Source organism: Pseudomonas sp. B21-021 (assembly GCF_024749205.1).
Classification (GTDB): Bacteria; Pseudomonadota; Gammaproteobacteria; order Pseudomonadales; family Pseudomonadaceae; genus Aquipseudomonas; species Aquipseudomonas paraglycinae.
This window is the reverse complement of record NZ_CP087192.1, coordinates 6,425,299-6,447,228: the sequence shown is the minus strand read 5'-3', so window position 1 is coordinate 6,447,228 and position 21,930 is coordinate 6,425,299. Positions and strand designations below refer to the sequence as shown.

21 protein-coding genes are annotated in these 21,930 nt (G+C 61.2%); 11 read left to right on the top strand and 10 right to left on the bottom strand.

The features are described from left to right. Positions 1-35 precede the first annotated feature (35 nt). Positions 36-509 carry an Lrp/AsnC family transcriptional regulator gene (locus LOY31_RS29165; RefSeq protein ID WP_007954205.1) on the top strand — a complete coding sequence of 158 codons (474 nt, stop codon included), beginning with the start codon at positions 36-38 and terminating at the stop codon, positions 507-509. Between the two features lie 37 nt (positions 510-546). On the opposite strand, the gene lpdA is transcribed toward LOY31_RS29165, so the two are convergent. Beyond that, positions 547-1,947, bottom strand: a complete 1,401-nt coding sequence (lpdA, locus tag LOY31_RS29160) for a dihydrolipoyl dehydrogenase (RefSeq protein WP_258712658.1) — start codon at positions 1,945-1,947, stop codon at positions 547-549. 210 nt (positions 1,948-2,157) lie between these two features. On the opposite strand from lpdA, the gene hflK (LOY31_RS29155) reads away from it, so the two are divergent. The 5 genes from hflK (LOY31_RS29155) (at position 2,158) to cfaB (ending at position 9,471) form a co-directional block, all read left to right on the top strand. Then, complete coding sequence (gene hflK, locus LOY31_RS29155; protein ID WP_258712657.1) at positions 2,158-4,104, top strand: protease modulator HflK; 1,947 nt, start codon at positions 2,158-2,160, stop codon at positions 4,102-4,104. After that, complete coding sequence (gene hflC / locus LOY31_RS29150) at positions 4,101-5,147, top strand: protease modulator HflC (protein ID WP_085606273.1); 1,047 nt, start codon at positions 4,101-4,103, stop codon at positions 5,145-5,147. The genes hflK (LOY31_RS29155) and hflC overlap by 4 nt, the downstream gene beginning before the upstream one ends. Continuing rightward, on the top strand, positions 5,144-6,202 hold the full coding sequence (gene hflK / locus LOY31_RS29145) for a protease modulator HflK (RefSeq protein WP_007954212.1): 1,059 nt from the start codon (positions 5,144-5,146) through the stop codon (positions 6,200-6,202). The genes hflC and hflK (LOY31_RS29145) overlap by 4 nt, the downstream gene beginning before the upstream one ends. Next, entirely contained in the window at positions 6,199-8,106 is a 1,908-nt protein-coding gene (locus LOY31_RS29140; RefSeq protein ID WP_085606269.1) for a heavy metal translocating P-type ATPase, read from the top strand. Before hflK (LOY31_RS29145) ends, LOY31_RS29140 begins: the two co-directional genes overlap by 4 nt. A 177-nt stretch (positions 8,107-8,283) precedes the next feature. Beyond that, on the top strand, positions 8,284-9,471 hold the full coding sequence (gene cfaB, locus LOY31_RS29135) for a C17 cyclopropane fatty acid synthase CfaB (RefSeq protein WP_085606267.1): 1,188 nt from the start codon (positions 8,284-8,286) through the stop codon (positions 9,469-9,471). 2 nt (positions 9,472-9,473) lie between these two features. Here the strand turns inward: cfaB and cls are convergent, their stop codons facing one another. Continuing rightward, the gene (gene cls, locus LOY31_RS29130; RefSeq protein ID WP_221535502.1) at positions 9,474-10,913 is read right to left on the bottom strand and encodes a cardiolipin synthase; all 1,440 of its coding nucleotides are present in this window, start codon (positions 10,911-10,913) and stop codon (positions 9,474-9,476) included. Between the two features lie 146 nt (positions 10,914-11,059). Here cls and LOY31_RS29125 point away from each other — a divergent pair, with 146 nt between their 5' ends. Beyond that, a complete protein-coding gene (locus LOY31_RS29125) occupies positions 11,060-11,578 on the top strand; it encodes a DUF3617 domain-containing protein (protein WP_007954220.1) in 519 nt (172 codons plus the stop codon). Positions 11,579-11,624: 46 nt separating this feature from the next. On the opposite strand, the gene LOY31_RS29120 is transcribed toward LOY31_RS29125, so the two are convergent. From LOY31_RS29120 to folE2, 6 genes are read right to left on the bottom strand one after another with little or no spacing between them, the layout of a single operon-like run. Then, on the bottom strand, positions 11,625-12,962 hold the full coding sequence (locus tag LOY31_RS29120; protein WP_258712638.1) for a dihydroorotase: 1,338 nt from the start codon (positions 12,960-12,962) through the stop codon (positions 11,625-11,627). A gap of 3 nt (positions 12,963-12,965) precedes the next feature. Next, the gene (locus tag LOY31_RS29115; protein WP_011336655.1) at positions 12,966-13,526 is read right to left on the bottom strand and encodes a carbonate dehydratase; all 561 of its coding nucleotides are present in this window, start codon (positions 13,524-13,526) and stop codon (positions 12,966-12,968) included. After that, positions 13,523-14,398: a metal ABC transporter substrate-binding protein gene (locus LOY31_RS29110; RefSeq protein WP_258712637.1), complete on the bottom strand. Its 876-nt coding sequence runs from the start codon at positions 14,396-14,398 to the stop codon at positions 13,523-13,525. The genes LOY31_RS29115 and LOY31_RS29110 overlap by 4 nt, the downstream gene beginning before the upstream one ends. Positions 14,399-14,409: 11 nt before the next feature. Beyond that, positions 14,410-15,276, bottom strand: a complete 867-nt coding sequence (locus LOY31_RS29105) for a metal ABC transporter permease (protein ID WP_085606258.1) — start codon at positions 15,274-15,276, stop codon at positions 14,410-14,412. Continuing rightward, positions 15,276-15,944: a metal ABC transporter ATP-binding protein gene (locus LOY31_RS29100; RefSeq protein WP_085606256.1), complete on the bottom strand. Its 669-nt coding sequence runs from the start codon at positions 15,942-15,944 to the stop codon at positions 15,276-15,278. Before LOY31_RS29100 ends, LOY31_RS29105 begins: the two co-directional genes overlap by 1 nt. Continuing rightward, the gene (folE2, locus tag LOY31_RS29095) at positions 15,941-16,837 is read right to left on the bottom strand and encodes a GTP cyclohydrolase FolE2 (protein ID WP_221535503.1); all 897 of its coding nucleotides are present in this window, start codon (positions 16,835-16,837) and stop codon (positions 15,941-15,943) included. The genes LOY31_RS29100 and folE2 overlap by 4 nt, the downstream gene beginning before the upstream one ends. Before the next feature lie 84 nt (positions 16,838-16,921). Between folE2 and LOY31_RS29090 the strand changes: the two genes are divergently transcribed. Then, the gene (locus LOY31_RS29090; protein WP_221535504.1) at positions 16,922-18,121 is read left to right on the top strand and encodes an N-acetylmuramoyl-L-alanine amidase; all 1,200 of its coding nucleotides are present in this window, start codon (positions 16,922-16,924) and stop codon (positions 18,119-18,121) included. On the opposite strand, the gene LOY31_RS29085 is transcribed toward LOY31_RS29090, so the two are convergent. Beyond that, entirely contained in the window at positions 18,118-18,492 is a 375-nt protein-coding gene (locus tag LOY31_RS29085; RefSeq protein ID WP_085606250.1) for a glutamine synthetase, read from the bottom strand. The two genes, LOY31_RS29090 and LOY31_RS29085, sit on opposite strands and share 4 nt — an antisense overlap. Before the next feature lie 223 nt (positions 18,493-18,715). On the opposite strand from LOY31_RS29085, the gene zigA reads away from it, so the two are divergent. Both zigA and LOY31_RS29075 read left to right on the top strand, forming a co-directional pair. Further along, the gene (zigA, locus tag LOY31_RS29080; RefSeq protein WP_085606248.1) at positions 18,716-19,921 is read left to right on the top strand and encodes a zinc metallochaperone GTPase ZigA; all 1,206 of its coding nucleotides are present in this window, start codon (positions 18,716-18,718) and stop codon (positions 19,919-19,921) included. Then, positions 19,921-20,571, top strand: coding sequence for a DUF1826 domain-containing protein (locus tag LOY31_RS29075; protein ID WP_221535505.1), 651 nt, complete (start codon positions 19,921-19,923; stop codon positions 20,569-20,571). The genes zigA and LOY31_RS29075 overlap by 1 nt, the downstream gene beginning before the upstream one ends. Positions 20,572-20,575: 4 nt before the next feature. Here the strand turns inward: LOY31_RS29075 and LOY31_RS29070 are convergent, their stop codons facing one another. Continuing rightward, positions 20,576-20,932: an NADH:ubiquinone oxidoreductase gene (locus LOY31_RS29070; RefSeq protein ID WP_085606244.1), complete on the bottom strand. Its 357-nt coding sequence runs from the start codon at positions 20,930-20,932 to the stop codon at positions 20,576-20,578. Between the two features lie 25 nt (positions 20,933-20,957). Here LOY31_RS29070 and LOY31_RS29065 point away from each other — a divergent pair, with 25 nt between their 5' ends. Continuing rightward, complete coding sequence (locus LOY31_RS29065) at positions 20,958-21,929, top strand: GTP-binding protein (protein ID WP_221535506.1); 972 nt, start codon at positions 20,958-20,960, stop codon at positions 21,927-21,929. Position 21,930: the final 1 nt, after the last annotated feature.

Genomic DNA, 21,930 nt, shown 5'->3' with positions numbered 1-21,930 from the left:
TCTTTCACCGCGTAAACCATCAGGATCTGCCAACCATGAAACTGGATGCCTTCGACCGCAAGATTCTCGCCGCGCTGCAACGGGACGGGCGCCTGAGCAATGTGCAGCTGGCTGACGAAATCGGTCTGTCGGCGTCGCCGTGTCTGCGCCGGGTGCGGATGCTCGAAGAGGCCGGGGTGATTCGCGGATACCAGGCCAATCTGGATCGCGATGAAGTGGGGTTGGGGCTGACGGTGTTTGTCGGGGTCAAGGTCGAGCGCCACAACGACGAACAGGCCGAGGCATTCCACCGGGCGGTGACGGCTTTGCCAGAGGTGATTTCGGCGTTTCTGGTGTCCGGGGAATCGGACTTTCTGCTGCAAGTGGTGGTGCCGGATCTGCGCGCCTATGACCGCTTTCTCACCGGTTGCCTGTTGAAGCTGCCGGGAGTAAGCGATATCCGCAGCAATTTTGCGATCCACACGGTGAAAACGCCCGGCGCGTTGCCGCTGGGGCATCTGCCGTCCTGATACTTCCCGCATTGCGCGGGAAGTATTCGCACAGTGCTTACATCTGCGTCGCCATCCCCTCGACATTCATCGCCGCCTGACGCAACGCTTCGGAGCGGGTTGGGTGTGGGTGACAGGTCAGGGCGATGTCCTCGGCCGAGGCGCTGAATTCCATGGCCACGCAATACTCGCCGATCATTTCGCTGACGCTCGGACCGACCAGGTGCACACCGAGGACTTCATCGGTGCGCTCGTCGGCGATGACCTTGGCAAAACCTTCGGTCTCGTGATTGATCTTCGCCCGGCTGTTGGCGGTGAATGGGAATTTGCCGACCTTGTACGCCCGGCCTTCGGCCTTCAACTGCTCTTCAGTCTTGCCGACGCTGGCCAGCTCCGGGCGGGTGTAGATCACGTTGGGAATCAGGTCGTAATTGACCTCGCCGGCCTTGCCGACAATCTGTTCGATGCAGGCCATGGCTTCGTCTTCGGCCTTGTGTGCGAGCATCGGCCCGGATGTTACGTCACCGATCACCCACACGCCGGGTGCTTCGGTGCGATGCTGTTTGTTGGCGAGCATGCCGCGTTTGTCGGTGCTCAGGCCGACGTTTTCCAGGCCCAGGCCCTGGGTGTACGGACGACGTCCGATGGCCACCAGCACGTAATCGGCTTCAAGGATTTCCCCGCTGCCGCCATCGGCAGGTTCGACGCTGAGCTGTACGCCAGTGTCGGAGGAGGTGGCGCTGGTCACTTTCGAGCTCAGCTTGAAGCTGATGCCTTGTTTGCTCAGTGAGCGCTGCAAAGTCTTGCCGGCTTCGCCGTCGACACCGGGGCAGATGCGGTCGAGGTATTCCACCACGGTTACTTGCGCGCCGAGCCGGCGCCAGACCGAACCGAGTTCGAGGCCAATTACGCCTGCGCCGATCACCACCAGATGCTTGGGCACTTCGCTCAAGGACAGCGCACCGGTCGAGTCGAGGATGCGCTTGTTGTCGATCTCCACGCCGGGCAGGGGAGTGGGCTCGGAGCCGGTGGCGATGACGATGTCCTTCGCGGTGAGCTCGATCCGGCTGCCCTGATCGCCGGTCACGCTGACTTTTCCGGGGCCGTCGATGTGGCCCCAGCCCTTGATCCAGTCGACCTTGTTCTTGCGGAACAGGAATTCGATGCCTTTGGTCAGGCCGCTCACGCTTTCGTCTTTCTGCTTCATCATTTGTGCAAGGTTGAGCGTGGGTTTGACCTCGATGCCGAGGTTGGCGAACTCCGCACCCAGCGCCGCTTCGTACAGTTCTGACGCATGCAAAAGCGCCTTGGACGGCATGCAGCCGACGTTCAGGCAGGTGCCACCCAGCGTGACGCGGCCCTCGACGCACGCGGCCTTGAGGCCCAGCTGGCCGGCGCGAATCGCTGCGTTATAACCGCCGGGGCCACCGCCCAGAATCACCACGTCATAGTTGCTCATGCTCTTACTCCTGGCTGAAGGATGCGGATCGGTAAAAGTAGTTCGCACTGAAAATTACGAACGTAATATGTGCGTTTCCAGACATTTCGGTCAAGGCTTCAGGCAAGCGACAGGTTGCGCATCTTTGAATGATGCAAATGAGTACAAATATTTCACGACTTTCGTTATATCGTAACGATATGTGCAGTGAGCCAAGGGTTTTGGGGGGATATGCAAGTCGATCTGGATGAAGGCACGCCGGTGAACGGATTGCCGCGCTTTCAGCAAGCGGCAACGCAGGGCCGGCGCTTGCGTCGCCTGGCGATCGGTCTGGGTGCGTTGGCCGGGGCAGGGTGGGTACTGGCGTTTTTTGTCGGGCTGTTTGCGCCGCAATCGCTGTGGCCCGCGTTGCTGGTCAATCAGAGCGCGGCGTTGCTGGTGCTGGTGGCCGGTCTGCAATCGGCGTGGTGGGTGACGCAATGGCGGGCGCGGGTGATCAATCCCGTCGTGCCGGTTACGGCTGCTGAGGAAACTGCGCCGGAAGGCTGGTACGAACGGCTGCTGGATCGGATGAGTCAGCGCAGTTTGCACCTGCTCGGGCAGATCGGCGCGGCCACATTGTGGCTGGGCGGGTGGTCGGTGCTGGTGTTGTTAAGCATCGAGCAAATGTGGAATCTGACGCTGCCGGCGGCGGGAGTGGGGTTGTCCGCCACGGTCGGCGCGGCCATCGCGTTGCTGCTGGCGTTCGCTCTGCTGGTGCTCGAGCGACAGCTGGCGCAGGAAAACCCGGCGCAATGGCCCGAGGCCGGAGCGCTGGCGCAGCTGACGCGGGTGGCAATCATCAGTCTGGTGCTGGGTGCGTTGTGCCTGTTGTTCGCCAGTGACAGTGCAATCTGGCCGGTGCGGCTGGCAGTGTTGATCGGCATTCTGCCGGGGCTGGTTGCCCTGGAATTGCTGTTGCGTGCATTGCTGTCGCTGTTCAGCCCGCGCCGCGAACAACTCGAACCGGCGTTGCTGGCGCGTAGTTTCGTTGCCGATCTGCTGCGCTGGCCGCCACAACCTCTGCTCGCGTTGCAGCACGAATTGCACAACCGCTTCGGCATCGATCTGCGCCAGATCTGGGCCTTCAGTTACATGCGCCGCGCGTTCTTGCCGGTGTTGGTGCTGGTGGCAACGGTAGGCTGGTTGCTCACCGGCCTTCACGAAATACCGATGCAAAGCCGTGGCATTTACGAGCGCTTCGGCAAACCGGTGCAGGTGTTCGGGCCGGGTTTACACGCCGGTTTGCCTTGGCCGCTGGGGCGTGTACTGAACGTTGAAAATGGTGTGGTGCATGAACTGGCAACCAGCGTCGGTGAAAATCCGGCACCCGTGCAATTGGATCCGGCAGAAGGCCCGGCGCCATTCACCGCCAACCGTTTGTGGGATGCCAGCCACGTCAATGACAAGTCCCAGGTTATCGCCAGTAGCCGTGGCGATCAGCAGAGCTTTCAGATCGTCAACATGGACGTGCGCTTCGTCTACCGCATCGGCCTGAGCGATCAAGCCGCGCTGGCCGCCACCTACAACAGCGCCGATGTGCCCACGCTGATCCGCAGCACCGCCAGCCGGATTCTGGTGCATGACTTTGCCTCGCGCACCCTCGACGGATTGCTCGGCGAGGACAGGACCGGGCTCGCCGAAGAAATCGGCCGCGCCGTGCAAAGCGATCTGCAGAAACTCGACAGCGGCGTGGAAATTCTCGCTACGGTGGTCGAAGCGATTCACCCGCCGGCAGGGGCGGCCAATGCCTATCACAGCGTGCAAGCGGCGCAGATCGGTGCTCAGGCGTTGATCTCCCGCGAGCGCGGCGCCGCTGCCGAAGCGAGTAACCAGGCGCAGTTGCAGGCCAGCCTCGCTCGGGATCAGGCCAGTGCCAATGCCCACGAAATCAACGCCACGGCCCGGGCGGCGGACCTGAAATTCAGCGCCGAACAAAAGGCTTACGCCAGCGCCGGCCAGGCCTTCGTGCTGGAGCAATACCTCAGCCAACTCAGCCAGGGTTTGAGCAAAGCCAAACTGCTGGTACTCGACCATCGCCTGGGCGGCAGCAGTAACGCACCGACCATCGACCTGCGTACGTTTACGCTGCCGGCAGATCCGGCGCGCACCACCGCTCAGCCAGGAGCTACCCATTGAGCCAGTCGCACACTCACGATCACCATGACCACAGCGGCCACGATCATGCTCATGGCGGCGGTCATCACCATCACGGGCATCATCACCATCACCACGGTGCGCCGGAAGAGGCGGGGCCTTTTACGTGGAAACGCATGGGCTGGGCAGCGTTACTGGTGGCGTTCGCCATCGCGGCGGCGAGCCTGGTGCAAGTGCGCTCCGGTGAGGCCACGGTCATCACCCGTTTCGGCAATCCGTCCCGCGTATTGCTGGAACCTGGCCTGAGCTGGCGCTGGCCGGCGCCGTTCGAAGCGGCGATTCCGGTGGACCTGCGTTTGCGCACGACCTCCAGCGGCTTGCAGGATGTCGGCACTCGCGACGGTTTGCGCATCATCGTTCAGGCGTACGTGGCCTGGCAGGTGCAGGGCGATCCCGACAACGTGCAGCGCTTCATGCGCGCCGTACAGAACCAGCCGGACGAAGCGGCGCGGCAGATTCGGACGTTTGTCGGCTCGGCACTGGAAACCACGGCCAGCAGTTTCGATCTGGCCAATCTGGTGAACACCGATGCCAGCCAGGTTCGCATCGCCGATTTCGAAGCGCAGTTGCGCCAGCAAATCGATCAGCAGCTGCTCGCCACCTACGGCGTGCGCGTGGTGCAGGTGGGCATCGAACGGCTGACCTTGCCATCGGTGACCCTCACTGCAACGGTCGACCGGATGCGCGCCGAGCGTGAAACCATCGCCACCGAACGCACCGCCATCGGCAAGCGTGAAGCGGCACAAATCCGCTCCGCCGCCGAACGCGATGCGCGCATCGTGCAAGCCGATGCCACGGTGAAAGCCGCCGATATAGAAGCCCAATCGCGGGTGGAAGCGGCGCAGATTTACGGGCGCGCTTACGCAGGCTCACCGCAGCTGTACAACTTGCTACGCTCGCTGGACACCCTCGGCACCATCGTTTCGCCGGATACCAAACTGATCCTGCGCACCGACGCCGCGCCATTCCGGGTGTTGGTCGACGGACCGCCGAATCTCGACAGCAAAAGCGGATCGCAGCCATGAATGAAGTTCCACGTGGAACACATTCGCTGAACAGTCCGTGGATTCAGGCGGGACGTCTGGCGTTTTTCGCGCTGTATGCGGTAACCGTGCTTGCGGCATTAGCCTGGGCGTTTTCCAATGTTCGGCAGATCGATCCGCAGAACCGGGCGGTGGTTTTGCACTTTGGAGCACTGGATCGCATTCAGAATGCCGGGTTGTTATTGGCCTGGCCGCAGCCGTTCGAACAGGTGGTTTTGTTGCCGGCGGCGGATCGGGTGATTGAACGCCGGGTGGAAAATCTGCTGCGCAGTGATCAGGCCATGCAAGCGGATCGTGTCGCCACCTTCGCCACGCCGCTGAGTGACGCGTTGGCCGGCTCCGGTTATCTGCTCACCGGTGATGCCGGAGTGGTGCAACTGGATGTGCGGGTGTTCTACAAGGTCACCGATCCTTATGACTTTGTACTGCAAGGCGAGCATGTGTTGCCTGCGCTGGATCGAGTGGTGACGCGAAGCGCCGTCGCACTGACGGCGGCGCGAGATCTGGACACGATTCTGGTGGCTCGGCCGGAACTGATCGGCGCTGACAATCAGGCAGCCGAACGTCGCGAACGGCTGCGCGGTGATCTGGTGCAAGGCATCAACCGCCGTCTCGCCGAGTTGAAGGCGAGCGGGCAGGGCATCGGCATCGAAGTGGCGCGGGTCGATGTGCAATCGAGTCTGCCGGAGCCGGCAGTGAGCGCGTTTAACGCTGTCCTCACCGCCAGCCAGCAAGCTGACAAGGCGGTCGCCAATGCCCGCACCGAGGCCGAGAAACTCACCCAGTCCGCCAACGAACAGGCCGACCGCACGCTGCAAGTCGCCCACGCCCAGGCCGGTGAGCGCCTGGCCAAAGCCTCCGCCGACACGGCGACGGTGCTTAGCCTGGCCAAGGCGCAACAGCAGGGCACCGACCCGCAAATGCTGTTGCGTTTGTACCGTGAGCGGATGCCGAAGATTCTCGGTCAGGCCGGTTCTGTCACCACGGTCGATCCGAAAGACGATTCACGCCTGATCATTCAGGGAGCCAGCAAATGACTGCCACCACCTCATCTCCGAGCCTGTTGTCCTCGGCCGAACAACGCCGCGCCGCGCGCCAGTTGACCCTGGCGATGCTCGCCCTCGGCTTGCTTGGTCTGGGGCTGATCTGGCGCTGGTTGATGCCGGAGCAAACCGGCGTCAGTCAGTTGTTGCTCGGATTCGCTTCTTTATTAGTCGCGGTGCCGGTAATGCGTTCGGCGTGGTTCAGCCTGCGTTATCCGAGCCTGCACGGCATCACCGATCAGTTGATCGCCTTGGCGATGATCGGGGCGTGGGCCACGGGCGATCTGCTCACCGCCGCGCTGCTGCCGATCATCATGATCTTCGGCCATGTGCTGGAGGAGCGCAGCGTGATCGGTTCCCAGGAAGCGATTCATGCCCTCGGCCAACTGACGCGCAGTCATGCGCGCAAGGTGCAGGCAGACGGCTCGATCATCGAAGTCGACAACGGCACGCTCAAGGCCGGCGACAAAGTCGAAGTGCGCGCCGGCGACCGGGTGCCGGCGGACGGTCGGGTTTTATCCGGCCAGGCCAGCCTCGATACGGCGTCGATCACCGGTGAGTCGGTGCCGGTCGAGGCGGGCGTCGGCATGGCGGTGTTCGGCGGCGCGATCAACCTCGACGGGTTGCTGCGAATTGAAGTGACCCGTACCGGGGATGAATCGACCCTCGGCAAAGTCATCGCGCTGATGCAGAACGCCGAACGCTCCAAACCGCCGATCACTCGTTTGCTCGAACGTTATGCCGGCAGTTACATGGTGCTGGTGTTGTTGCTCGCGGCCGTCACCTGGTTCATCACCAACGATGCGCAGGCGATGCTCGCGGTGCTGGTGGCGGCATGCCCTTGCGCATTGGTGCTGTCGGCGCCGGCCACGGCGATTGCCGGGGTAGCGGTGGCGGCGCGGCACGGGATTCTGATCCGCAGTTCGGCGTTCCTTGAGGAATTGGCCGATCTCACTTCGCTGGTGGTCGACAAGACCGGCACCCTGACTTACGGCACGCTGCGCTTGCAGTCGATCAACAGCCCGCGAGCGGATCACGGGTCGGTGATGGCGCTGGCTGCAAGCCTGGGTGCGGCGAGCAGCCATCCGGTGAGCCGCGCGCTGGCCGGACTGGTCAGCGCGGAGGAGGTGCTGGTGCTGACCGATATTCACGAGCGACAGGGGTTGGGCGTAGTGGCCAAGACCGCGCAAGGCGAGGCCGCGCTCGGGCGTCCGGAGCTGTTTGCGCAGTTGGGCATCTCGACCACGGCGATCCCCGAACACGACGGCCCGATTGCCGGGCTGGCGTTGAACGGCGAATTCCTCGCCTGGCTGTTGCTGGCCGACACCGTCAAACCGGAAGCGCGATTTGCACTGAGTGAACTGCGTGACCTCGGGCTGGGGCGGCAACTGCTGTTGACCGGCGACCGGCAAAGCGTCGCGCAGACACTGGCCAAGGATGTCGGCCTGCACGAAGTCGAGGCCCAGGCGTTGCCCGAAGACAAGCTCAATCGAGTGCTCAAGGAAATCGACAACGGCTTCCGGCCGATGGTGGTCGGCGACGGGATCAACGATTCGCTGGCGCTCAAGGCGGGCGTCGTCGGGGTGGCGATGGGAGCGGGCGGCGCGGATATCGCGCTGGCGTCCGCCGATATCGTGCTGATCGGCAGTGACCTGCGTCGACTCGGCACCTGCGTGCGCCTCAGCCGTCAGTGCCGACGGACCTTGCAAGTGAACGTGATCATCGGTCTGGGCTGGACGCTGGCCATCGTAGTGTTCGCGGCCTTCGGCTGGCTCGGTGCAGCGGGCGCGATGATCGCTGCATTGCTGCACAACCTGAGCACGTTGCTGGTGCTGGGCAATGCCGGTCGCCTGCTGCGTTTTCAGGAACCGCTGCTGAAGCTGAAAGCGTCGGACTGATCATTTTTCGAACTGTGCGCCGCTCTCGCAGTCATTTGAGAAGGCGCACTGAAGCAAGGATGACAGCGCCATTACAGCCTCTGCGGCTGATAGTCGGCGACTATCAAATCGATAGCCTGCTAATTTTCAAGGATGGTCTACCCTCAGATCAGACGTCTGAAACCAGGGGGATATTCCATGCTCGCGCAACTTCCACCGGCCTTACAGAATCTGCAGCTTCCGCTTCGCCTGCGACTCTGGGACGGCCATGAATTCAATCTGGGCCCGACGCCCAGCGTCACCATCGTGGTCAAGGACCCGCAGATGGTCACCCAGTTCACCCATCCAAGTCTGGACGCATTGGGTGCGGCCTTCGTCGAGGGCAAGCTCGAACTGGAGGGCTCGATCAGCGAAGTCATCCGGGTGTGCGATGAGTTGAGCACGGCGCTGCTCAATGAAGACGAAGAAAGTCAGCCGGTGCGCACCGTGCACGACAAGGAAACCGACGCCAAAGCCATCTCCTACCATTACGACCTGTCCAACGCGTTCTACCAGCTGTGGCTCGACAGCGACATGGCATATTCCTGCGCGTATTTCGAAACCGGCAGTGAATCCCTGGAGCAAGCCCAGCAAGCCAAGTTCCGGCACCTGTGTCGCAAGCTGCGTCTGCAGCCAGGCGATTATCTGTTGGACGTCGGTTGCGGTTGGGGCGGATTGGCGCGTTATGCCGCCCGCGAGTTCGGCGCCAAGGTCTTCGGTATCACCCTGAGCAAAGAGCAACTGGCCCTGGCCCGCGAGCGAGTCAAAGCCGAGGGGCTGGAAGATCAGATCGAACTGCAACTGCTCGACTACCGCGATCTGCCACAGGACGGGCGTTTCGACAAAGTGGTCAGCGTCGGCATGTTCGAACACGTTGGTCATGCCAATCTCGCCGAATACTGCAAAACCCTGTTCGGCGCGGTGAAAGAGGGCGGTCTGGTGATGAATCACGGCATCACCGCCAAGCACACCGATGGCCGTCCCGTGGGACGCGGTGCCGGGGATTTCATCGAGAAGTACGTGTTCCCCAACGGCGAGTTGCCGCATTTGGCGATGATCTCGGCCGAGATCAGCGAAGCGGGTCTGGAGATCGTCGACGTCGAGAGTCTGCGCCTGCATTACGCGCGCACCCTGGACCACTGGAGCGAACGGCTGGAGGACAACCTCGAAGCCGCTGCGAAACTGGTGCCGGATCAGGCGCTGCGCATCTGGCGTCTGTACCTGGCGGGCTGCGCTTATGCGTTCGCTCGCGGCTGGATCAATCTGCACCAGATCCTCGCCGTGAAGGCCCATGCCGACGGCAGCCATGAACTGCCGTGGACGAGGGACGACATCTACAACCCTTGAACCTAGAGAATCGGTGAAATAAGCCGGGCGATCCGCATGCCGACCTGTTGCAGGCGGTGGATCTCCCGGCTTTCTTCTTTGGCGACTTCGTAGGCCTGGTCGAAGTCATCGTTGAGCATGTGTTCCACGCTGGCGGCGAATTCTCTGTCGACGGTCAACAGCATCACTTCGAAATTCAGCCGGAACGAACGGTTGTCCAGATTGGCGCTGCCGATGGCGCTGATTTCGCTGTCGATCAACACCACTTTCTGATGCAGGAAACCCGGCTCGTAGCGGAACACCCGCACCCCGGCGCGCACCGCTTCGAACGCGTAAAGGCTGGAGGCGGCGTAGACAATGCGGTGGTCGGGACGCGAAGGCAGCAACAGGCGCACGTCGACTCCGCGCAACACCGCGAGACGTAATGCCGCGAACACGGCTTCATCGGGAATGAAGTAGGGGCTGGTGATCCACACACGCTCGGTGGCGGCGTGGATGGCTTCGACGAAGAACAGCGAGCAGGTTTCGTAGGCATCCGCCGGGCCGCTGGCGAGCAATTGGCAAAGCACGCCATCCTCCGGGTACGCGTCCGGCAGGATCAGCGGCGGCAACGATCGTGCGGCCCAGAACCAGTCTTCGGCAAATGACTCCTGCATGCACGCCACCACCGGGCCGCGCACCTGGACGTGGGTGTCGCGCCACGGTGCCAGCGGTGGTTTTTCACCCATGTATTCGTCGCCTACGTTGTGCCCGCCGACAAATCCGATCAGCCCGTCGACCACCACGATCTTGCGGTGGTTGCGGAAATTCACCTGGAAACGATTGAGCCAGCCGCTGCGGGTGGCGAACGCCTTGACCTCGACGCCGCCGTCGCGCAGCGCCTGCACATAACTGTGGGGCAGGGCGTGGCTGCCGATGCGGTCGTAAAGCAAATGAATCACCACGCCTTCGGCCGCTTTCTTCAGCAGCAAGTCACGCAGGCGCTGACCGAGACGATCGTCGTGAATGATGAAAAACTGGATCAGCACCGCTTCCCGCGCTTGGTCGATTGCGTGGAAAATCGCCTCGAAGGTAGCGGCACCGTTGATCAGCAATCGCACTTCATTATTGGCCAGGCATGGCATGCGTCCCAGCTTCGGCATTGCGCGCAACGAGTCGTAAGCATTCGAGGCGCGGGCGGTCAGGGCTTCCTCCACCCACGGCCGCCAGTTGAGTTCGGAAATCGCCTGGCGCATCTGTTCGTTGGCCTGGCGGCGGGCCTTGATGTAGCCATCGAAGGTGCTGCGACCGAACACCAGATAAGGGATGAGGGTGAGGTAGGGAATGAAGATCAGCGACAGCGCCCAGGCGATCGAGCCTTGGGCGGTGCGTACGGTCAATACGGCATGGATCGCGGCGATCGAGCCGAGGGTGTGTATCAGGGCGATCAGATAACCGAAAATGTGCGGTCCGAAATAATCCATGGGGCAACCTTGCTCCTGAAGATTCAATGCTTAACAGACCATGTTCCATGGCGATTGTCGCTATTTGTTTTCAAGCCGCCAGCGCCCGCCATGAACCGAAACAGGCGGCCGGCGTCTAACGGCCACTACTGATCAGGAGTTTTTCAATGAACGTTCGTCTGCTGGGTTTGGCGCTGGGCCTGGGTTTGGCCTTGCCGGTGGTTGCTCAGGCGCAAATGCTGCAGCCGGGGTTGTGGGAAATGACGTCGAGCAATGTGAAGGTCGATGATCAAGTGATGGATGTGCAATCGATCCTCGGCCAGATTCAGGGCCAGATCACCCCTCAGCAACGGGCTGAACTGGAGAAGCAGGGGATCAACATCGGTGGCAAGGGCATCCGCGCCTGCCTGACGCCGCAACAGGTGGCGACCAACGATATTCCACTGGCGGATCCGCAGTCGGGCTGTAAACAGCAGATCACCGAGCGTGTCGGCAACCAGTGGAAATTCCGCTTCAGTTGCCCGAAAGCCCAAGGCACCGGCGTCGCGACGTTCCTCAGTGACCGCGAGTTCACCACCGTCGCCAACGGTACTTTCAATGCCATCGGGATCAACCAGAAGGGCAGTCTGGAAACCCGGGCAGTCTGGCTGGGTCAGGATTGCGGCACGGTCAAACCGAGAGCGTAACGTCATTATCGAAACCGCCTCCACATCGAGTGGAGGCGGTTTTTTTTCAGCGCATGAACCGCAGCGGCAATCCCTGGCAATTGTCATGGATCCGTTGGTCATGCCACGCGATCTGGCCCGACACCATCGTCGTGCTGACCCGATGCCGAAAGCTGCGCTGAGCGAACGGCGTCCAGCCGCATTGCGATAGAACGGGTTGGCGTGACACCGCGACACCCTTGGGCTCCGGTTGAATCAACACCAGATCCGCCCAGTACCCCTCACGCAAATATCCGCGATCCGGAATGGCAAACAGATCCGCCACCCGGTGACTGGTCTTCGCCACCAGCGTAGTGATCGGCAGCACGCCATCCGCCACCAGTTCCAGTAACGCCGGCAGTGCGTGCTGCACCAGTGGCAGTCCCGACGGTGCCTGTTCATACGCTTGCTGTTTTTCCGCCCAGGTGTGCGGTGCGTGATCGCTGCCGATCACGTCCAGTCGATTGCTCAGCAGTGCCTGGCGCAGAGCGTCACGATCGGCTTGGGACTTGATCGCCGGATTGCATTTGATCAGGTTGCCGAGGTTCGGATAGTCACGGTCATCAAACAGCAAGTGATGCAGGCAGACTTCGGCAGTGATGCGTTTTTGCGACAGCGGCTTGTCTTCGAACAGGGCCAGCTCGCGGGCCGTGGTCAGGTGCAGGACGTGCAGACGAGTGCCGTGACGTCTGGCCAGATCCACCGCCAGGGACGATGAGCGAAAGCAGGCGTCGGCATTGCGGATCAGCGCATGGGCATCGGGTGGCAGTTGGTTGCCGAAGCGTTCGCGCAGGTTCGCGGCATTCGCCTCGATGCTCGGCGTGTGTTCACAGTGGGCCAGTAGAATCGTCGGCACTTCAGCGAACAGGCGCTCAAGGGTGTCCGGGTCGTCCACCAGCATGTTGCCGGTGGACGCGCCCATGAACACTTTGACCCCGGCCACCTCGCTCGGATTGAGTGCCGCGACCGTGTCCAGATTGTCGTGACTGACGCCAAAGTGAAAACCGTAGTTGGCCACCGAATTGATCGCTGCCCGGCGTTTTTTGTCGGCCAGCGCATCAAGGGTCAGAGTGGCGGGGTTGGTGTTGGGCATGTCCATGAAACTGGTGATGCCCCCGGCCACGGCTGCACGGGACTCAGTGTGGATGCTGCCTTTGGCCGGCGCACCCGGCTCACGGAAATGCACCTGGTCGTCAATCATTCCCGGCAGCAGCCATTGGCCGTTGGCGTCGATTTCACGGGTTGCGTTTTCACCTTCGATGCTACCGGCGATCTTGACGATGCGCCCGTTGCTGACCAACAGATCGGCGTCGAACTCACGCCCCTCGTTCACCAGCCGCGCATTGCGAATCAGCACACTGCTCATGGTTCAGAATTCGTTCTGCAGGGCTTTGTAGCCGCGCACCAGGTCGACGTTGGTACGCGCCACGTCTTCGGAAAACTCCGAAGCGCTGACGCTCACCGGCGGGAATTGCGAGAGGTCGGTGCCCGGGCCGATGCGGGTGGTGGAGGGCACGTAGAACGCGTCCGGCAGATCCCGACCGTCGACCACCGAGTTGTGCCGCACCACGCAACCGTTCCCTACAACACAGTTGAATAGCACGCTGTTGAAGCCGATGAAAACCCGGTCGCCGACCGTGCACGGGCCATGCACGATCGAGCGGTGGGCGATGGAGCTGAATTCGCCGATGGTCACCGCCGCGCCGGATTTGGAGTGGATCACCACGCCGTCCTGGATGTTCGAATTGGCGCCGATGGTGATCGGCTCCATCTCGCCCGTGGCGTCCACTTCATCGGCGCGGATCACCGCATACGGGCCGACGAACACGTTTTCCCCGATCACCACTTTGCCGCAGATGATCGCGGTTTTATCGACGTAGGCAGACTCGGCAATCTGCGGCAAATCACCGGAAGGATTTTTACGGATCATGGTTGGCTCAGGGCTTGGTAAAGAGTGTTGAGGTTGTATTTGAACAGCCCGGTGAAGGTACTGGCCGGACCGCTGGCGGCGAGGGCATCGGAGTACAGCGTGCCGCCGATGTGTGCGCCGCTTTCGTCCGCGATCTGTTTCAGCAGGCGCGCGTCCTTGATGTTTTCCATGAACACCGCTTTGACCTTGGCCTGGCGAATCTGGGTGATCAGCGCGGCGACTTCGGCAGCGGAAGATTCGCGTTCGGTGGACAGACCTTGTGGCGCCATGAAGTCGATGCCGTAGGCCTGACCGAGATAACCGAAGGCGTCGTGGCTGGTAACGATCTTGCGGTTGCCCGGCGGCAGTGAACCGAGCTTGGCTTTCGCTTGGGCGAGGAGGGCGTAGATCTGTTTCAGGTAGGCCTGGCTGTTGCGCTCGTAGTCGGCTTTGTTTGCCGGATCGGCGGCGATCAGCGCCTTGGTGATGTTGGCGACGTACAGCTCGGCGTTCGCCAGGTTGTGCCAGGCGTGAGGGTCGGGAACGGTTTCGCCGTCCTCATCCAGCGAGCGCGGAATCACGCCGCGGCTGGCGCTGATAACCGGGGCTCTGGTGTCGGTGCTGGCAACCAGCCGATCCAGCCAGGGTTCGAAACCCAGCCCGTTCTTGATGATCAGCTTCGCCTTGAGCAGGGCCTTGGCGTCATCCGGCGTCGGTTCGTAAGTATGGGCATCGGCGTCAGGGCCGACCATGTTAGTGATCTGGATATGCTCGCCGCCGACCTGATGCACCATGTCGGCAAGGATGCTGAAGCTGGTGACCACCGGCAGTTTTTCCGCCGCCGATAACGACATCGACAGCAGCAGGCTGAACAGCACGAGTAGAGCGCGCATCGGGAAACACCTCATTGGGATGTGAGCAAAGGCGGGCGGCGCAACAGACCGTGAACCGGTCCGAACACCACGGACAGCAAATAGCCGGCGCCGGCGACCAGCACGATGGCCGGGCCGCTGGGCAGCGAGTAGTAGAACGACAGCAACAGGCCGAGCCATACCGAGGCGCAACCGATGAGCGCGGCGATGGCAATCAGGATCGGCAGGCGTCGGCTCCAGAAGCGTGAAGCGGCGGCGGGCAACATCATCAGGCCGACTACCATCAAGGCGCCGATCGCCTGGAAGCCGATCACCAGATTGAGCACCACCAGCGTCAGGAACACGCCATGGGCGACGGGGCCGAGTCGGCTGACTGTGCGCAGGAAGAACGGATCGAGGGTGTCGAGCAGCAACGGTTTATAGATCAGCGCCATGGCCATCAGGCTGAGCGCCGATACCCACAACATGCCGTTGAGGGTCGGGCCGTCCACCGCCAAGGCAGAGCCGAACAGGAGGTGCAGCAAATCCAGTCGCTTGCCGGCGATTCCCAGAATCAGCACGCCGCTGGCCAGCGAGATGGGATAGATCGCGGCGAGGCTGGCGTCTTCGCGCAGGCCGGTGCGTCGGGTGATCCACGCGGCGAGTCCGGCCATGCTCAGGCCGGCACCGAGCCCGCCGAGAGTCAGCGCCGGCAGACTCAGCCCGGCGAACCAGAACCCCAACGCGGCACCGGGAAGGATGCCGTGGGCGACGGCGTCACCGATCAGACTCATTCGGCGCAGGATCAGAAACACGCCCAGTGGTGCCGTGCTGCACGCCAATACCAGACCGCCGAGCAGGGCCCGGCGCATGAAGACGAACTCGTGGAACGGTTGCCATAAATGGCTGAGCGTCAGCATCAGGCTACCTGCGTGTGAGGCGTTTGCTGAATGAGATCGACGCTGCTGCCGTATGCACAGCCGCTGGGTTTGATCAGCAAGGTCTGTGGAATGTGTTGGCGCACGGCGGCGAGGTCATGGCAAACCACGATCAGGGTTCGTCCTTGTTCGTGCCAGGCGTGCAGGTGTTGCCACAACAATGTCTGACCCAGTTCGTCGAGCGCGGCATGGGGTTCGTCGAGCAGCAGCAACGGTGTGTCGGCCAGACTCAATCGGGCGAGCAGGGCGCGTTGCAGTTCTCCGCCGGAGAGGGCCATCAGGGGACGATGTTCCAGTCCGCTCAGGTGCCAGTCTTCCAGTGCGGATTCGAGACGTTGGGCTCTCAGTTGCGATGACAGTCGGCGTCCCCAGAATCCGGCCGCCACTAATTCCTGAAGGCTGATCGGGAACTGTCGATCCAGATGCTGTTGCTGAGGCAGAAAGGACAAGCCGCTTTGGCGTGGAACACCCAACTCGACCTTGCCGGCCAGCGGTCGCTGTAAACCGGCGATGACTTTGAGCAGGCTGCTTTTGCCGCTGCCGTTGACGCCGATGATTGCCGTCAGGCTGCCACTTTCCAATCTCAGGTTGAGCGGTGCAGTGAGTGGTTGGCCGGGTATCCCCCAGCTCAGGTTGTGGCAGCGAATCATGGCTGCTCCCGGCGCCAATGACTCTCGGCGACGGCGTCGTGAGCATGAAGGCTTTCGGCGTGGATGACTCGTACGTGGAATTCGCTGACACCGGGTGAGCGACGCAGTGCCAGGTTCAGGCGTCGGGCAGCGTCTTCGCAGAACATCAGGTTCTGGCCATTGGCGAGGGCGAAGGCTTGTTCGTCGGCGCGTTTCACAGCGGTTTGCACGGCGGTGCCGAGGGCAGCTTCGGCGTCGTTGATGATGGACGTCAGGGGTAGTTCGTCGACGAATTCATCCAGGTGCAAATGTAACTGGGCGGTACTGCGCTGGCTGTGAGGTGTGGCCACGATGCCTTGGGTCGAGCCCAACCACGCCAACACATCGGCGTGTTGCAGCGGTTTGTTGGCAAAGTCGTCGATGAATTGTTGCTGGATCAACTGCCTCGCTAATGCTGCAGAACATGGGCAAGTCGAGGAATACGCGACGTCGATTTTCAGTTCCACGTGGAACACTTTGTTTTTTAGCTGGGCTGAAACAGTGACGGGATAGGTTTTCCATCCTGCCAAAGGACTGACCAACGCGGGCCTTCTCAGCAACAAATCAGTGTGGATATTCAGGTAAGCGGCTTCGGACAGATCTTCGTGGCTGTCGAGAAAACGCTGCAAAACTCGGCGCAAAAGAGCGGGAGAAAGATTCTGCTGCTCCAGCGCTTCCAGCCCCAGATAGAGCCGCGACATGTGAATGCCGCGTGCGTCTCCGTCATCCAGACTGACGCCTGCATCCGCTTTGGCAGCCAGTCGTTGGCCTTCGATAAACACAGGTAATGCGATGCCGCACATCCCCACCCATTCGAGAGGCAGGGCCTGGCGGGCGGCTTGAGCCGCGACATCCGGCAAAGTCAGCGCGTTCATGAGCAGTTCCATCATGGTGATTGAATTTGATGTTACATTATAACAATTCAAACCACGATGCCTTTTTCATGAACAGGCTTTCATATGTACAGACGCCACTTGCTCAACCTGATGCTGGCCAGCGCGGCCTTTGTTTTGCCTTTTTCGGTGTCCGCCACGCAGATACGCAATGCGCGGCTTTGGCGTTCGGATGACAAGCTTCGGCTGGTGTTCGATCTGAGTGGTCCCGTGAGTTACAAGACCTTCACCTTGAGTGCGCCGGAGCGATTGATTATCGATTTGAGTGGGGCCAGCCTGAGTGGGGATTTCAGCCAGTTGGCGTTATCCGGCACCCCTATTCATTCGATCCGCTCAGGGTACTTTGGCCAAGGGAACACCCGGATCGTGCTGGATCTAAGCAGACCGGTTCAGCTCAATTCATTCTTGTTGGCGCCTCAGGATGGGCAAGGGCATCGCCTGGTTTTGGACTTGATGACTGCTTCAGCAGGGCTCCCGGCGAGCGTTCCACGTGAAACACCCCAGGAAAAATCTCACCCCAAGCGCGACATCATGGTGGTGGTCGACCCTGGTCATGGCGGAAAAGATCCGGGGGCAATTGGCGCCAAAGGCGAGCGCGAAAAGGATGTGGTTTTGTCCATCGCGCAATTGCTCGCGCGTCGGCTTAAACGAGAGAAAGGCTTTGATGTGAAGCTGGTTCGTAACGACGATTTCTTCGTCCCGTTACGCAAGCGTGTGGAGATCGCGCGTCAGCACAAGGCCGACATGTTTATCTCGGTGCACGCCGATGCTGCGCCGCGTCTGACCGCCTCTGGCGCGTCGGTGTATTGCCTGTCCGAAGGCGGCGCAACATCCGCGACCGCGCGGTTCATGGCGCAGCGTGAGAACGGTGTGGATCTGCTTGGCGCCACCAGCCTGCTCAATCTCAAGGACAAAGATCCGATGCTCGCTGGCGTGATCCTCGACATGTCGATGAACGCAACCATCGCCGCCAGTTTGCAACTCGGAAGCACAGTGCTGGGCAGCCTGGCCGGCATCACCACGCTGCACCAAAAGCGCGTGGAACAGGCTGGATTTGCCGTTCTGAAATCGCCGGATGTGCCGTCAATCCTGGTGGAAACCGGGTTCATTTCCAACGCACGAGACAGTCAGCGCCTGGTGACGGCGCGTCATCAGCAGGCCGTGGCAGACGGTTTGTTTGAGGGCTTGCAGCGCTATTTCCAGAAGAATCCACCTGTCGACAGCTATATGGCATGGCAACAAGAGCAGAAAGGATCGCGGGTTTAGCAGCCAGTGATCCGGCTGCAGGTGAACTTCGCACTGCTGCCGCCTGAGCTGGAGAACCGATTGATCGTCGTCCATCCCACGCGGCGATTGTAGCCAACCCAGGCTTCCCCATCGGAAGCGATGCCGGTGAAGAATGTCAGTTGGCCGTAGCGGCTGTTGGTTTGTGCCCAGTAGCGGTTGCCTGCTTTCTCGAATCCGCGCAGGTAAATCGTGCTGCCGACCGTGTTGACGCTATAGGCGTTGCCGTTGCCATCGATGCACGCCAACAGGTTCGCGCTGCGCGTGCAATTGGCGAGCCCCGGCACCTGTGCTTCGGCCTTCAGCGTCAGCAATGCAAGGCAGATAAGCGAGTATTTCAGCGCAGTTTTCATGACGTAACTCGGCGACGAACTGATTGCAGCTTCCGGCCCTTTGTCACTTTGGGCAAGAAGAGAGTGGATTGATTTTGTTGTTATACTATAACATTAATCGGACAAGGCTTTCCGTGGCTTCCTTTTCAAGCGTCCGTTTCCCTGGTGATCCCATCGAAACCCAAGAACGCTCGCCCCGAGAGCCTCCAGCGCTGTTTAGCGACCGTCTGATGAGGTTTATCCAATGTCTTCCCGACTTCCCGTGACCGTTTTGTCCGGCTTTCTCGGCGCCGGAAAAAGTACACTTTTGAATTACGTACTACGTAACAGAGATGATCTGCGCGTCGCCGTTATCGTTAACGATATGAGCGAAATCAACATCGATGGCAGCGAAGTCCAGCGTGATGTCAGCCTGAACCGTGCAGAAGAGAAGCTCGTGGAAATGAGCAACGGCTGTATCTGCTGTACGTTACGCGAAGACCTGCTTGAAGAGGTCAGCCAGCTGGCACGTGAAGGCCGCTTCGATTACCTGCTGATCGAATCCACGGGAATCTCCGAGCCGTTACCCGTGGCCGAGACATTCACTTTCCGTGATGAGCAGGGGCAAAGCCTCGCCGACATCGCTCGGCTCGACACCATGGTCACTGTAGTCGACGGCATGAACTTCCTGCCGGACTACCAGGCCGCTGAAAACCTCGCGTCCCGTGGCGAATTCCTCGGTGAAGAAGATGAGCGCTCGATCACCGATCTGCTGATCGAGCAAATCGAGTTCGCCGACGTCCTGTTGATCAGCAAGATCGACCTGATCAGCAGCCGCGAGCGGGAAGAGCTGATGGCCATTCTCAGACGCCTCAACGCTCAGGCCGAGATCATCCCGATGGTCATGGGTGAAGTGCCGCTGGAGAAAATTCTCAATACCGGTCGTTTCGACTTCGAAAAGGCCGCCCAGGCCCCGGGCTGGCTGCAGGAACTGCGTGGGGAACATGTGCCGGAAACCGAAGAGTACGGCATCGCTTCCACGGCCTATCGGGCGCGCCGGCCTTTTCATCCACAGCGCTTCTTCGACTTCATCGATCGTCCTTGGGTTAACGGCAAATTGCTGCGCTCCAAGGGCTTCTTCTGGCTGGCCAGCAAACCCACCGACGCCGGTAGCTGGTCTCAGGCAGGTGGCCTGATGCGCCACGGTTTCGCCGGGCGCTGGTGGCGCTTCGTGCCAAAAGAACAGTGGCCACAGGATCAGGAAAGTACCGCCGCGATCATGGAAAACTGGATCGCCAGCGTAGGCGATTGTCGCCAGGAGCTGGTGTTTATCGGGCAGAACATCGATTTCGCACAGCTGTCGTCGGAACTCGATGATTGCCTGCTGACCGATGCCGAAATGGCGCTCGGTACTCAAGGCTGGTTACAGCTGCGCGATCCTTTTGGTTCCTGGCACGACGAGGTGGCCTGATGCTCGCCCTGAAACCGCTGTCAGGCAGCACGCGCCATCAGTCTTTCGGCCAGACCCCGCAGGCACTGGCGGACATTCTTGACGACGAGACCAACCTTGCGGTCTGGCAACGACAGCTTCCGCTGCACATTGCCGAATTCGCGGACTTATTGTTGTCTCTGAACGAGCCTTACGCCGAGGCGCTGTGCCTGGAATTGCCGGACGAAGACGCAGAACCGGATCTCACGGGACTGGCCAGCGGCTTTCGCGATCTGGAAGGCTACGAAGGATTTATCGCCGACCTGAAATGGCTGGTCAGTGCCTTCGCCTGCCTGCTGGGGGCGCGACGGATCGGCTTGCGCCTGCGGGTGCTGGACAAGGCCATGTGTCCGCGTTTTCACGTCGATCATGTGCCGGTGCGGTTGATCACGACATACGCAGGTGTCGGCAGTGAATGGTTAAGGGAAGGGCAGATGGATCGTCGGCAACTGGGAAAGCCGCAAGCCGAGCCGCAGGAAGCGTCACGGATTCAGCAATTGAATCGGGGCGAAGTGGCATTGCTCAAGGGCGAAAAATGGCACGGCAACGAAGGTTTCGGGCTGATCCATCGCTCGCCGCAACCGGCGCCGGGAGAGCGGCGGCTGATGCTGACCCTCGACTGGCTCGGATAGCGCCTCAGGGCTTGAGCCATTTCCCCTGGCTCTGGGCCTCGCAGTAGGGCTGCAAATACGCCGCATCGGTGGCCACGCCGTAATAGTGGATATCCTGGCGATAAGGCATATTGGCGACTTGCGCGTTGCTGCACACACCGAATGCGCCGGCGGGGCACTGGTTGACGTATTGAACCTCGACTTTCTGCCCGGCCAGGGTCGGCTGGCAGAAGCCGTCGTTGAACAGTTTTTCCGGGATGTTGCGGTTCTGCTGGCAGACCTTCACGTCGAGCCGCTCTGCCTGACTGTGCACCACGCAGGCCTGTGCCAATGCCTCGCCCGACACCAGCGTCAGCAGCAACGACCATCCCATCCACCGCATCTTCGACCTCCAGAAAACCTTGATCATGTTGCAGAACATTCCCACCCACGTCATCGCCGGCCCCTTGGGCGCGGGCAAGACCAGCCTGATCCGCCAGCTCATGGCCCAGCGACCGGCGGGCGAGCGCTGGGCGGTGCTGATCAACGAGTTCGGTCAGATCGGGCTCGACGCTGCGCTGTTGACCTGCGACGCCGATGGTATCGCACTGGGCGAAGTGGCCGGGGGCTGTTTGTGTTGCGTGAACGGTGCGCCGTTCCAGATTGGTCTGGGGCGTTTATTGCGCAAGGCGCGGCCGGATCGCCTGTTCATCGAGCCCTCGGGGCTTGGGCATCCGGCGCAGCTGCTGAAGCAACTGAAAGAGGCGCCGTGGCAAGGCGTACTCGCCGTACAACCTTGCGTGCTGGTGCTGGACGCCCAGGCCCTCGCCGCGGGCAAACCGCTGCCGGACGCGCAGCAGGAAGCTTTGTCCAGCTCAGGCCTGCTGCTGTTGAACAAGGCGGAAAACCTCGACGAGCCCACGCGTGAGCGAATCACCCGACAGTTGCCGCCTGTCCGGCTGATCTGGACGCAACAAGCGATGTTGCCGCTCAGCGAGTTGCCGGGTCTGGCGGTGCAGGCGCAAGCAGGTGCGGATAAGTTGGTTGTGCCTCAGGGGCTGGCGCAGATGCCGGCCATCTGGAGCGATCCGGCATTGCCGATCTGCCTGAGTCAGGCTCAGGAGGGTGGCTGGAGCATCGGTTGGCGCTGGCATCCGAGCCAAGTGTTCGACGTATCGGGGATAACCCAATGGCTGAAAAGCCTGAACTGGCGCCGGGCCAAACTGGTGATTCACAGCCCGGACGGCTGGCAGTCAGCCAATGCGCTGGACAATGCCGAGCTCAGCTGGCTGCCCAGTGAATGGCGCAAGGATTCCCGGATCGAGCTGATTTTCGACGAACCGCAGGCAGTCAGTGAATTACAGGCCGGACTGGCCCGGTGTCGGCTTCAGACGAGCTGAC